This is a genomic window from Streptomyces sp. NPDC029216 (assembly GCF_040648015.1).
GTDB lineage: Bacteria > Actinomycetota > Actinomycetes > Streptomycetales > Streptomycetaceae > Streptomyces.
Genome location: NZ_JBEZWL010000033.1, coordinates 49,259 through 60,966, shown reverse-complemented (window position 1 = coordinate 60,966; position 11,708 = coordinate 49,259). Strand labels below are relative to the sequence as shown.

General features: G+C 74.0%; 11 protein-coding genes and 1 tRNA gene. 9 read left to right on the top strand and 3 right to left on the bottom strand.

Annotated features, from left to right (window positions below):
* Positions 1-104 precede the first annotated feature (104 nt).
* On the bottom strand, positions 105-701 hold the full coding sequence (locus AB0F18_RS15210; RefSeq protein ID WP_362059794.1) for a histidine phosphatase family protein: 597 nt from the start codon (positions 699-701) through the stop codon (positions 105-107).
* Positions 702-818: 117 nt separating this feature from the next.
* Here AB0F18_RS15210 and AB0F18_RS15205 point away from each other — a divergent pair, with 117 nt between their 5' ends.
* Genes AB0F18_RS15205 through AB0F18_RS15190 form a run of 4 tightly spaced genes read left to right on the top strand, consistent with a single transcriptional unit; the run spans position 819 to position 5,674 of the window.
* Positions 819-1,679, top strand: coding sequence for a phosphatase PAP2 family protein (locus tag AB0F18_RS15205; RefSeq protein ID WP_362059791.1), 861 nt, complete (start codon positions 819-821; stop codon positions 1,677-1,679).
* Positions 1,618-2,787, top strand: a complete 1,170-nt coding sequence (locus AB0F18_RS15200) for a hypothetical protein (protein WP_362059788.1) — start codon at positions 1,618-1,620, stop codon at positions 2,785-2,787. The genes AB0F18_RS15205 and AB0F18_RS15200 overlap by 62 nt, the downstream gene beginning before the upstream one ends.
* Positions 2,775-4,346: a hypothetical protein gene (locus AB0F18_RS15195; protein ID WP_362059785.1), complete on the top strand. Its 1,572-nt coding sequence runs from the start codon at positions 2,775-2,777 to the stop codon at positions 4,344-4,346. The genes AB0F18_RS15200 and AB0F18_RS15195 overlap by 13 nt, the downstream gene beginning before the upstream one ends.
* Positions 4,343-5,674, top strand: coding sequence for an AAA domain-containing protein (locus AB0F18_RS15190; RefSeq protein WP_362059782.1), 1,332 nt, complete (start codon positions 4,343-4,345; stop codon positions 5,672-5,674). Before AB0F18_RS15195 ends, AB0F18_RS15190 begins: the two co-directional genes overlap by 4 nt.
* 42 nt (positions 5,675-5,716) lie before the next feature.
* Here the strand turns inward: AB0F18_RS15190 and AB0F18_RS15185 are convergent, their stop codons facing one another.
* Positions 5,717-6,199, bottom strand: a complete 483-nt coding sequence (locus AB0F18_RS15185) for a MarR family winged helix-turn-helix transcriptional regulator (protein WP_362059779.1) — start codon at positions 6,197-6,199, stop codon at positions 5,717-5,719.
* A gap of 136 nt (positions 6,200-6,335) precedes the next feature.
* Here AB0F18_RS15185 and AB0F18_RS15180 point away from each other — a divergent pair, with 136 nt between their 5' ends.
* The 4 genes from AB0F18_RS15180 (at position 6,336) to AB0F18_RS15165 (ending at position 8,098) form a co-directional block, all read left to right on the top strand.
* Entirely contained in the window at positions 6,336-6,893 is a 558-nt protein-coding gene (locus AB0F18_RS15180; RefSeq protein WP_362059776.1) for an NAD(P)H-dependent oxidoreductase, read from the top strand.
* Positions 6,894-6,967: 74 nt separating this feature from the next.
* The gene (locus AB0F18_RS15175) at positions 6,968-7,312 is read left to right on the top strand and encodes a hypothetical protein (protein ID WP_362059773.1); all 345 of its coding nucleotides are present in this window, start codon (positions 6,968-6,970) and stop codon (positions 7,310-7,312) included.
* Positions 7,313-7,446: 134 nt separating this feature from the next.
* Positions 7,447-8,034: a bifunctional DNA primase/polymerase gene (locus AB0F18_RS15170; protein ID WP_362059770.1), complete on the top strand. Its 588-nt coding sequence runs from the start codon at positions 7,447-7,449 to the stop codon at positions 8,032-8,034.
* Positions 8,025-8,098: transfer RNA gene (locus tag AB0F18_RS15165), tRNA-Lys, on the top strand. The genes AB0F18_RS15170 and AB0F18_RS15165 overlap by 10 nt, the downstream gene beginning before the upstream one ends.
* A gap of 73 nt (positions 8,099-8,171) precedes the next feature.
* On the opposite strand, the gene AB0F18_RS15160 is transcribed toward AB0F18_RS15165, so the two are convergent.
* Complete coding sequence (locus tag AB0F18_RS15160) at positions 8,172-9,413, bottom strand: M6 family metalloprotease domain-containing protein (RefSeq protein ID WP_362059767.1); 1,242 nt, start codon at positions 9,411-9,413, stop codon at positions 8,172-8,174.
* A gap of 330 nt (positions 9,414-9,743) precedes the next feature.
* Between AB0F18_RS15160 and AB0F18_RS15155 the strand changes: the two genes are divergently transcribed.
* Positions 9,744-11,690, top strand: coding sequence for an EAL domain-containing protein (locus AB0F18_RS15155; RefSeq protein ID WP_362059809.1), 1,947 nt, complete (start codon positions 9,744-9,746; stop codon positions 11,688-11,690).
* The last annotated feature ends 18 nt before the right edge of the window (positions 11,691-11,708 follow it).

The window sequence follows — 11,708 nt, the reverse complement described above, 5'->3', positions numbered from 1 at the left end:
CAAGTGGCTCCACACCTACAATCACCACCGAGGACACACCGCGCTCGCAGGCAAACCACCCGCCAGCCGCGTCCCCAACCTCACTGGGCAATACACCTAGGCGCCTAGCCCTCCAGGTGGCCCGTGTCGTTCCAGCGTTCCAGCGCCGGGGCCCCGTACGCCCAGCCCAGGACCGACAGGGAGGTCGGGTCCAGGCGGATGCGGGCGCCGAAGGAGGCCTCGAAGCCCAGCCAGCGGGCGGCCAGGGTGCGCAGGACGTGCCCGTGCGCGAAGACCAGGACGTCCCGTTCCGCCGAGCGGGCCCAGGCGACCACCTCGTCCGCGCGGGCCGCCACGTCGGCGACGGACTCACCGCCGGGTACCCCGTCGCGCCAGATGAGCCAGCCCGGCCGGACCGCCTGGATCTCGGCCGGGGTCATCCCCTCGTAGTCGCCGTAGTGCCACTCCATGAGGGTGTCCCACGGCTCGGCCTGCGCCCCGAAGCCCGCCAGGTCGCAGCTCTCGCTCGCGCGGACCAGGGGGCTGGTGCGCACCTCCAGGCCGCGCAGCGACGCCCAGGGCTCACCGGCGAGCCGCTCGCCCAGCCGCTTCGCCCCCTGCCTGCCCTCCTCCAGCAGGGGCACGTCCGTGCGTCCGGTGTGCTTGCCGAGCAGGGACCATGCCGTCTGGCCGTGGCGGGCCAGCAGGATGCGGGGGGCCATCTGTGTTTCTCCCGGTACGTGGTGGTTCGCCCTGGGACGCGCGAATCCGTCGTCCCTTCATCATCCACGACGTGAACGCAGGGCAACTCCGCCCCCTGGGCGCGCGTCTTACACCGTATGACGACACCGCAGCGGCCCCTTCGATGGCGGGCGGAGCTGCTGCTCCTGGTGCTCGTCTACGGCGCGTACTCCGGCGGCAGGCTCCTCGCCCGGGGCGACGCGGACCTCGCCGTCGGACACGGGCTGGCGATCCTGCGTGCCGAGGAGTTCCTCGGGCTCGCCCTCGAAAGACCGCTGAATCGTCTCTTCTCCCGTGAGGCCCTCCTCGGCATACCCGCCGACTTCGCCTACGCCTCCCTGCACTACCTGGTCACCCCGGCCGTGCTCGTCTGGCTCTACCGCCGGCGGGCCGCGCACTACCGGGCCGCCCGCGGCTGGCTGGTGGCCTCCACCCTGCTCGCGCTGGCCGGCTTCAGCCTGCTGCCCACCTGTCCGCCCCGGCTGCTCGACGCCTCGCACGGGTTCACGGACACGATGGCCCGGTTCAGCGCGTACGGCTGGTGGGGCGCCGAGGCCAGCGCCCCGCGCGGGCTGGGGGCGCTGACCAACCAGTACGCCGCCATGCCCAGCCTGCACGTCGGCTGGGCGCTGTGGTGCGGGGTCCTGCTGTGGCGGCACGCACGGACGCCGCTGGTCAGGGGGCTGGGCCTGGCGTATCCGGCGCTGACCGCGCTGGTGGTCATGGGCACCGCGAACCACTACTTCCTCGACGCCGTCGCCGGGGCCGCCGTGATGGGCGCCCGCCGGCTCCTCGTCCGCGGGCCGGGCGTGGGCGCGGACGGCCGGGAACGGCGAGAACCGGTCCGTTTCAGCCGTACGTCCACGATTGTCAGTGGCGGATGGGACACTTCCGCCCGTGAGCTCCTACCCGCCCAGCAGCCCGCCCCAGACGACGACACTGCGGCAGCGGCTCGCTGACCTGCGCGGCCCCGCCGTGCCGCCCCGCCCGCTCGACGCCCGGGCGCTCGCCGCGCTCGCCGCCAACCCGGGCTGCGGCAGACGGGCGATCCTCGACGGCGCCGGAGTGGACAAGACGGCCCTCGCCGCGGCCCTCGGGACACCCGCGACTTTCGGCCAGTCGCAGTTCGCGATCATCCGGGGCAACTCCTTCGAGGCCAAGGTCAAGGGCGACGGCGGGGCCGAGCTGCTGCGCCTGGTGCACGCCCGGCTTGGCGCCGGGGCCGAGCCGCCCGGACCCGACGCCCGGGTGCCGGACCTCACCGCCGCCGGACCGGAGGGCCGGGCCGCCCGGACCGCCCTGGCCCTGCGGGAGGCCACCGCCGCCGGGGCGTGGACCCTGCTGGACCATCCGATGCTGGCCCTGGAGGTGGCGGGCACCCCCGCCTACCTGGAACCGGACGCCGTCGTGGTGCACCCCGACGGCCGCTGGACCGTGGTGGAGATCAAGTCGTTCCCGATGATCGACGGGGCCGCCGACGCCGCGAAGGTGGGCGCCGCCGCCCGGCAGGCCGCCGTGTACGTGCTGGCCCTGGAGCAGACCGCCCGGAAGCTGACCGGGGCCGAGGTCGGCCACCGGGTGCTGCTGGTCTGCCCGAAGGACTTCTCCAACCTGCCCACCGCCGCGCTCGTCGACGTCCGCCGCGAACGCTCCGTCACCCGCCGCCAGCTGGAGCGGCTGACCCGGATCGAGGACCTGGCCGCCGGCCTGCCGGAGGGGCTCTGCTTCGACCCCGCCCGCCCCGTCGAGGAGCTGACCGAGGCCGTCTCCGCCGTCTCCGCCGCCTACGCCCCCGAGTGCCTGTCCGCCTGCGAGCTGGCCTTCCACTGCCGCGAGCGCTCCCGCGCCGCCGGGGACCCCGCCACGCTCGGCCGGTCCGTCCGCGGGGAGCTGGGCGGGCTCGACACCGTCGAGGAGGCCCTCGCGGCGGCCGCCGGCGCGGGCCCCGACGGCGACCCCACGGCGGACGCGCTGCGCCAGGCGGCCCGGCTGCGCGCCGAGGCGCTGGAGCAGGCCGCCGCCCGACCCCCGCACCCGGCCCCGGAGACCCCCGAATGCCCCTGCTGAGCACCCTGGCCCGGCTGGAGGCGGTCCGCGCGGGCCGCGCCCGGCCGCTGGCGACCGTACGGCACCGCCACCTGAGCGCGCAGCCTCTGGTCTTCGTACCGCTGACCACCGCCGGTGAGGCGGGGGCCCCGCTCGGCGCGATGCTGGGCACCGACCGGCACGAGCCGCGGATCCTCGTCATACCGCAGCCGCGCGACCGGGACCTGCGCTGGGAGTTCCTGGCCGACCTGGCACGGCACCTGATGCCGTACATCGACTCCTACACGGACGTCGTCGAACCGGCCGAACGCACCGAGACCGACCCGGAGAGCGGGAAGAAGGTCAAGGTCGAGGCCGAACTGTGCGTGGACGCGCCGCAGATCGTCGTGCCGAGCCGGGCGGGCATCGAATACGTACGGCTGCTGGGCCGGTCGATGCGCTTTCGCCGGACCGCCGAGGAGGACCCGGAGAACCCGTACCCGGTGCCCACGCAGGTCCCGCTGCTGGGCCGCTGGTTCACGCACCTCGCCGAGCGCTCCCGGGTGCCCGGCTCCTCGATGCTGCTGTCCGCCACCGACCTGCTCGCCCGGCACTGGGCGACGGGCCAGAGCAACCTGGAGGACCAGCACCTGGGCTCCCTGCTGGGCTGGATCGCCCCGCCCGAGGGCGTCTCGGGCGCCGCATGGGCGCTGCGGGCGGAGCTCGGCCGGGACCGGGACGGCCAGCTGCTGGTCCCGCCGGCCGGCCCGGCCACCGACCCGCTCTTCGACAACAAGCTCCTCGCACCGGCGATCGCCAGGTTCGACGCGGCGCGGGCGGCGGGAGAGCCGCGTGACGGCGACACCGCGCGGCTCGCCGAGCGGGCGGTCCGGCGGCTGGTCGTGGACCAGATGCAGAGCACGTGGTGGCAGACCTGGGAGGCGATCGACCTGCTGCGCGCCCTGCCGCCGGGTGAGCGGACCGAGGAACGCTGGACCCGTGACCGCTGGTCCTTCACCGGCCACCGCGACCGGATCCGGGCGGGCGAGCCGCCGCAGCCGCGCCGCGACGACGCGGTGACAGCGGCCCAGAAGCTGGCCACGCGGGAGACCGAGCAGGTACGGCTGGACGCGCAGGAGGCCCTGGACGACCCGCTGGTGATGGCGGGCCGGCGGTTCGCGGGCGAGGCCTTCGCCGGTGAGGTCACCGAGGTGGTGATGGAGTGGACGGAGGGCAAGCGGCCCCGGCCGCGTCCGCTGCTGACGGTGTCCACCGAGGACCGGCCGCAGCTGGCGGACGAGGGCGGCGGGAAGGTGTTCCGCTCGCTGGACGGCCGCCAGCAGGCCTTCGAGTTCGTCGGCCGCGAGGAGGACGGGCAGCTGCTGCTGCGCGTCCTCGACAAGATGGGCGCGGGCCGGGAGCCGGTGGCGGGTTCGGTGCCGGAGAAGGGCGACCGGGTGTGCTGGACCCTGTTCGAGCACGACGCGCGCGGCGGCCCGAAGCTGCCCGACCCGGAGAACACCCCGTGGACGCACGGCGGGCCGCCGGGCTCCGCGACCGCCCCCGCCCTGGACGCCGTGACCGACGAGGACCTGCTGTGACCACCGCCTTCGACCCGGGCGCGGCCGCCGGCCGGGCGACCGACGCCATCCTCCACGACACCCTGCACGGCAGCGAGCGGGGCGTGGTCGTCGACTCCCCGCCCGGGGCCGGCAAGTCGACGCTCGTGGTGCGCGCGGCCCGGGAACTGGCCGCCGCCGGGCGCCGGCTGATGGTGGTCGCGCAGACCAATGCGCAGGTCGACGACCTGGTGCTGCGGCTCGCCGCCAAGGACCCGGAGCTGAAGGTCGGCCGCCTGCACAGCAGCGACGCCGACGCCTACGACCCCGCGCTGCGGGAGCTCCCGTCGGTCACCCTCTCCGCGAAGCCGGCCGACCTCGCGGAACTGCCGATCACCATCTCCACGGCCGCGAAGTGGGCGTACGTGAAGGCGGAGCCCTGGGAGCACGCGATCGTCGACGAGGCGTACCAGATGCGCTCCGACGCGCTGCTGGCCGTGGCCGGGCTGTTCGAACGGGCGCTGTTCGTGGGCGACCCGGGGCAGCTGGACCCGTTCAGCGTGGTCGGCGCGGAGCAGTGGGCCGGGCTGTCCTACGACCCCTCCGCCTCGGCGGTGAGCACCCTCCTGGCCCACAACCCGCAGCTGCCGCAGCACCGGCTGCCGGTGTCGTGGCGGCTGCCGGCGACGGCCGCGCCGCTGGTCTCGCGCGCCTTCTACCCGTACTCGCAGTTCCGCAGCGGGACGGGTCCGGGCGAGCGGCGGCTCGCGTACGGGGTGCCGTCGGACGGCTCCGGCCCGGACCGGGTGCTGGACGAGGCGGCCGAGTCGGGCTGGGGCCTGCTGGAGCTCCCCGCCCGGCACACCCCGCGCACGGACCCGGAGGCGGTCGGGGCGGTGGCCCTGGTGGTCCGCCGCGCCCTGGACCGCGGGGCGGTCACCGCGGACGAGCAGTCCCCCGCCCCCTCCCCGCTGACCCCGGCCCGCGTCGCGGTGGGCACCGCCCACCGGGACCAGGCGGCCGCGATCCGCTCGGCCCTGGCGTCCCTGGGCGTCACGGGGGTCACGGTGGACACGGCGAACCGCCTCCAGGGCCGCGAGTACGACCTCACGGTGGTCCTGCACCCCCTGTCGGGCCGCCCGGACGCGACGGCGTTCCACCTGGAGACGGGCCGCCTGTGCGTCCTGGCCTCCCGCCACCGCCACGCCTGCGTGGTGGTGGCCCGGGCGGGCATAGCGGAACTCCTGGACGACCACCCGTCGACGGAACCGGTCCAGCTGGGCGCGACGATCAAGTTCCCCGACGGCTGGGAGGCCAACCACTCGGTCCTGTCCCACCTGGCCGAACACCGGGTGGCCTGGCGGCCGTAGGGGCTGATTCGGCCCGCGGGACGGGGGCGGCCGTGCGGCGGGCTATTTGCGCGTGGCGCCGAAGGTGCGGCGGAGGGTCTCGCCGATCTCGGCGAGGACGCGCAGTTGATCCGGCGTCAGGACGTCGATCAGGTGGCGGCGCACGGATTCCACGTGGTGGGGCGCGGCCGTGGTGATGGCGCCCACCCCGGCCTCGGTGAGGACCACCTCCGCGCCGCGGCCGTCGGTGGCGACCTCCTCGCGGCGTACCAGGCCGCGCTGTTCCATGCGGGTGAGCTGGTGGGACAGCCGGCTGCGGGACCATCGCATCAGCCCGGCGAGCGCGGTGATGCGCATGCGGTGGCCGTCGGTCGAACCGAGCACCGACAGGACGTCGTAGTCGGCCTCGGACAGCGCGCTGTCCTGCTGGAGGTCGCGGGCGATCTCGGCGTTGACGAGGGGGAACATCCGACGCCAGGCGTACCAGGCGTCCTGCTCGGACTCGGTGAGCCAGCGGGGGTGGGCGGGCTCGGGCACTTCGGTCATGGGGGCAGCCTAGCGAAGTGGGTGACACATCACTTACCTAGTTGACATATCACGCACTGTCGACTTCCCTAGGTGACACGTCAACAACAAGACTGTGCATCACACATCACGTCCGCATCCCAAGGGAGTTCACGCCATGACCCGCCTGCACGTCATCTCCTCCGCCAACCGCCCCACCTCCGCGGGCCGCCCGCTCGCCCGGTGGATCGCGGACCTCGCCCGCGAGCACGGCACCTTCGAGGTCACCCCGGTGGACCTCGCCGAGATCGCGCTGCCGTTCCTGGACGAGCCGGAGTTCCCCTCCAGCGGCAACTACGCCCACCAGCACACCCGCGACTGGAGCGCGCTCATCGACTCCGCCGACGCCTTCGTGTTCGTCCTGCCGATGTACAACGGCGGCTTCACCGCCCCCTTCAAGAACGCCGTCGACTTCCTCTACAGCGAGTGGCAGGGCAAGCCGGTCGGCCTGGTCAGCTACAGCGCGGGCGGCACGGGCGGCACCCCGGCCGCCGAGATGCTGCTGCCGGTGCTGACCCAGGTCGGCCTGGTGCCGGCCGCCCGCTCGGTGGCGGTCCCCGGCGTCCTCGGCCTGCTCGGCGCCGAGGGCTTCGAGGCCCCGGAGGGCCTGGCGGCGGAGGTCTCGGGCGTGCTCGACGACATCGCGGCGCTGGTGAAGGAGCCCGCGACGGCGTGACGCCGGGCACCCTTGCGCGGCGTTGGACAATAGAGGGTGGCCCCGGAGGACTACGTACGCGCAGGAGGACACGCATGGCTGAGCCCGAGCGGACCGAGCGGAGGCAGCGGCCCGCGCCGCTGCTCTTCGAGCCCTCGGAGGCCGTCGCGGACCCGGAGCACTTCTTCGACCTGGAGTCGATCGAGGACCCGCGGGAGCTGCTGGCCCGGGCGACGGAACTGACGCTGGCCTTCCGGGCCGCGCAGAACCGGGCGGAGGAGTTCCAGGCCCTGGCCGCGGCCCAGCTGGCGGACCCCCGCCGCTTCGACCGCCTGTCACCGGCAGCCATCGCCGAGGCGGCGGAATGGACCGAGGACTACGCCCGCCGCATGATCGAGTTCGGCGAAGACCTGCAGCGGGGGGCTACGCCGGAGGGGTGAGGGGGCGGAGTCGGGGGTCCCACCCCACCCCTACCCCCACACGCGCCGCGCAAGATAGCGCAATCCACCCCACCCCGTCCCGGTTTTCGGTAACTCGTGGGAACGGACACACTACGCGCGGTAGACAATGGCATATGACGATCCTGACGACGGCCCCCGGCCCGGCTACCGGTTCCGCGCCCGCCACCCAGGTCACCCCGCAGGGCGCCGCCTGGCTGGCCTCGGCTTCCGCGCATCCGAGGAGCACCCTCGCCGTGTGGGAGGGGAGGCCCGATGCCCCCGCGGTGCTGCCCTGCGGGACCGCGTTCGACGTCGTCAACGTTCCGGTCGTCCTCGGCCGGCGCATGCTGGACCTGCTCTGGGAGCGGGGCCCCGGCTCCGGGCCCGCCGCCGTGCACCGGGGGCGGATGCTGCTCTTCGCCTCCCCCGGCACCGCCCAGCGGCTCCCCGCGCTGCTCGCCTGGGAGGAGTGGGGGCCCACCGCTCCGGCCCCGGCCCCCCTCTGCCACGGCCACGGCGACGCCGTCACCGTGCCCCCGCTGGAGCCCGGCCGCGGGCCCTCGCGGTGGCTGGTGGCTCCGGACACGCGGCTGCCCTGGCTGCCCGGTCCGGACTGCCTCCTGTGGGCGTTCCTGCACGCCGCACGGGGTCTGGCCCCGGTATCGATTTTTGGTTCGGCGGATTCGGATGCTAATGTCTACGACGTCAGCAAGCGCCGCTAGCTCAGTTGGTTAGAGCAGCTGACTCTTAATCAGCGGGTCCGGGGTTCGAGTCCCTGGCGGCGCACAGACGGGAGAAACCCCCCACTCTTCGGAGTGGGGGGTTTCTTCGTTCGGCGGGGACGGGAGACGGCGGCGCCTCAGGTCGTGATCTTCACCGTGTACGCCCCCGACTGCGTCCGGTCCGCGACCTCGATCGTGATCCGCTCCCCCGGGACGGTGAAGGTCTCCCCGACCTCCAGCGGAGCGTCGGCCAGCGGTGGGTACACCGAGCGGTCCCAGCAGGCCTCCGTGCGCGGATGGCCGTCCAGTACCTCGATCGGACCGCCACCCGACGCCGCCTCGTTGCGGACCCGGTAGACCAGGACCCCCTCCGTGCAGGTGTCCCCGTCGTTGCCGGCGGAGCCCCGCGCCTCGACCGCGATCGCGCTGCCCGGGCCCGTACGGATCACCGCGAGCCGGGTGCCGCCCGTGCCGCCGGGCTGCAGGGGCTGCGCGAGCGGCTGGAGGGTGTGCAGGGAGGTCCCGGAGCGCACGCAGTCGACCTGGGAGGCGTCCAGCCAGCCCAGCTTCCACTTCTGCCAGGCGAACAGGTCCGGGGCCATCCCGAACTGGCTGCCCATGACGTCCCAGTCGCCGACGTACGTGTCCCAGTCGCCCTTGCCGTCCGTCGGCCGGTGGTAGAGGTCGGGCAGGTCGAAGACGTGCCCGGTCTCGTGCGCCAGCACGTTGCGGTCCGGCGGGTGCCGCTCGAAGACGGTGACGATCCGCCGCAGGTCGGTGCCGTCGGCCCGCAGGGGGCGGTCGAAGTTGACGACCTTGGTGGCGTCGGAGTCCACGCCGGGGGCGTTCGGGTCGGCGACGAAGTACACGATGTCGTACGCACTGAAGTCCACCAGCGGGTCGGCGGCGGCGACCGCGTCCCGCAGGTAGGCGGCCCGGGCGTCCGAGGCCCAGTCGCGCTGTATCCCGTACGCGGTCGACGGCCTGGGCATCCGGATCCACCGCTCCTGCGGGTGCGGGACCAGCCGGAACCGCCCGTAGGAGGCCCGCTCGAAGAAGTCACTGGTCGCCGGGAAGTAGTCGGCCGCCAGCTCGGCGGGGCTGACGGCGGTCTGGTGGTCGGGGAAGGAGAGGAAGACCATCACCGCGTTGAGGGTGCGCACCGGCTTGGGGTAGGCCCGGTTCCAGGTGTCCAGGCCGAGGGAGTGGTGCGCGGCCGTGCGGGTCAGCGCGCAGGGCCCTCCGGTGGCGGGTCCGGCGGCGACGGCGGGTCCCGCGACGAGCGACATGGCGGCGAGCGCCGTCATCGAGGTGAGGATGGCCGCCGTACTTCGCATGCGGGAGCAGTCCACTCCCCCGGGTGTCAGCTGACGCGGCACATCGACCTCCGGTGGTGGATTCGTCCTGTTCCATCCACCTTGGGGCGATTGTCCTACTTATGCACCGTTCCCCTGCCCCACACGAGTGAGCGCTACGGCAAGCCGGTGACCCACGGACTTCACGCCCCTGTCTACAGAACGTCACGATCGATCACGCGAGATCAGACCCGGGCCCGGTGCGCCCCCAGACGAGCGGAATCGATCACGCACCCGCGGCCGACGAGGCGTCAGCAACGGCCCGACGGGGCGTCAGCACGGCGACGGCCCGTGCCCCACACGGCGACGCCGCTGGATAGGGCCTCCGTCAGCCTCTATGATCGGCACACTTTCCTGCACCGACACTCACGAACACTGCGGGAGCCAACGGTGAACGGAAGCTCAGAGGGAACCGGATCGGCGGCCGACAGCATCCGATCGGCCCTTACGGAGCGTCACCCAGCAGTGCCGGCCGTGCCGGGCATGTCGGCGCCGCCGCCGAGGCTCACGGCCGGAGCCGCCGACCCCGGATCCGACGTCAGAGCCGCCTCGGCGATCGGCTGCGGCAGCGGCGAGCCGCGCGACTACCGCGCCGCCTTCGACGCGGCCCACCTCGCCATGGCCCTCGTCGGCCGCGGCGGGGACGTCATCGCCGCCAACCGGGCCCTCGCCGGCCTGCTGGGCAGCGAGCCGCACGAGCTCGCCGGGCAGTGCGCCGCCGACCTGGTGGACCTCGCCGCGGAGGCCCGCACCTGGCAGGCCTACCAGGAGGTGCTGCGCGGACGGCAGGCCCGGCTGCGCTGCACGCGCCGCCTCAAGCACCCCGACGGGCACTCCCTGTGGACCGAGGTCACCCTGGGCCCGGTGCCCGGCACCCCGGACGTCCTGCTGTCGGTCGCCGACATCAGCGACCGGCGCGACCTCCAGGCCCGGCTGCGCCACCTGCAGATGCACGACCCGGTGACCCGCCTGCCCAACCGGGCGCTGTTCTTCGAGCGGCTCTCGGCGGCCCTGGAGGCCTCGTCCTACGGCGGCGGGGCCGGGACGGGCCGGATCGGCCTGTGCTACCTGGACCTCGACGGGTTCAAGGCGGTCAACGACACCCTGGGCCACCGGGTCGGCGACCGGCTGCTGACCGCCGTCGCGGCCCGGCTGACCCAGTGCGCCGACCAGTCCGGGTACGGGCGTTCGGGCGGGCACCTCGTCGCCCGGCTCGGCGGTGACGAGTTCGCGCTGCTGGTCGAGGACTCCACCGGCACGGAACAGCTCGCGGAGCTGGCGCGCAGCGTGCTGGCCGCCGTACAGGAGCCCTTCGACCTGGCCGGGCAGCGGCTGTCGGTGTCGGCGTCGATCGGCGTGGTGGAGCGGGACGCGGCCGGGACCTCGGCGACGGGCCTGATGCAGGCGGCTGACACGACCCTGTACTGGGCGAAGGCCGACGGCAAGGCCCGCTGGACCCTCTTCGACCCCGAGCGCAACGCGCACCGGATGACCCGCCAGGCGCTGTCGAGTTCGCTGCGCCCGGCGGTGGAGCGGGGCGAGTTCGAGCTGGAGTACCAGCCGCTGGTGGACCTGGAGAGCGGGGTGGTGCGCGGGGTCGAGGCCCTGGTGCGCTGGAACCACCCGCAGTTCGGCACGCTGACGCCGAATCGGTTCATCGGCATCGCCGAAGAGGACGGGTCGATCGTCCAGTTGGGGCAGTGGGTGCTGCGTACGGCGTGCCGGCAGGCGCGGCGCTGGCAGATCGAGCAGCCCAGCGACTCGCCGGTGTTCGTGTCGGTGAACGTGGCGGTGCGCCAGGTGTGGGACTCGGACCTGGTGGGCGACGTCGCGGAGATCCTCGCCGAGACCGGGCTGGCCCCTCAGCTGCTGCAGCTGGAGCTGACGGAGTCCGCGGTGATGGGTTCGGCGGGGCGGCCCCTGCAGGCCCTCCAGGCGCTGAGCGACATGGGCGTGCGGATCGCCATCGACGACTTCGGCACCGGGTACTCGAACCTGGCCTACCTGTCGCGGCTGCCGGTGTCGGTGCTGAAGCTGGACGGCTCGTTCGTGCGGGGCTTCCGCTACGAGGAGGGCACGCACCCGAACCCGGCCGACGAGACCATCGTGGAGGCCCTGGTGCAGCTCGCGCACCGGCTGGGGCTGACGGTGACGGCCGAGTGCGTGGAGACCGCCGGGCAGGCGGCGCGGCTGCGGCGGGTCGGCTGCGACACCGGGCAGGGCTGGCTGTACTCGCGCGCGGTGGCCCCGGAGCGGATCGCCGAGATGATCAGCGCGCGGCCGGACGTGCGCCACCTCTGACGGGCGCCGTCCGGCGGA

What these genes read in the sequence shown, in the direction of transcription:
- AB0F18_RS15210 (WP_362059794.1), bottom strand. Translation starts at nt 701, where the DNA reads ATGGCCCCCCGCATCCTGCTGGCCCGCCACGGCCAGACGGCATGGTCC.
- AB0F18_RS15205 (WP_362059791.1), top strand. Translation starts at nt 819, where the DNA reads ATGACGACACCGCAGCGGCCCCTTCGATGGCGGGCGGAGCTGCTGCTC.
- AB0F18_RS15195 (WP_362059785.1), top strand. Translation starts at nt 2,775, where the DNA reads ATGCCCCTGCTGAGCACCCTGGCCCGGCTGGAGGCGGTCCGCGCGGGC.
- AB0F18_RS15185 (WP_362059779.1), bottom strand. Translation starts at nt 6,199, where the DNA reads ATGACCGAAGTGCCCGAGCCCGCCCACCCCCGCTGGCTCACCGAGTCC.
- AB0F18_RS15180 (WP_362059776.1), top strand. Translation starts at nt 6,336, where the DNA reads ATGACCCGCCTGCACGTCATCTCCTCCGCCAACCGCCCCACCTCCGCG.
- AB0F18_RS15175 (WP_362059773.1), top strand. Translation starts at nt 6,968, where the DNA reads ATGGCTGAGCCCGAGCGGACCGAGCGGAGGCAGCGGCCCGCGCCGCTG.
- AB0F18_RS15170 (WP_362059770.1), top strand. Translation starts at nt 7,447, where the DNA reads ATGACGATCCTGACGACGGCCCCCGGCCCGGCTACCGGTTCCGCGCCC.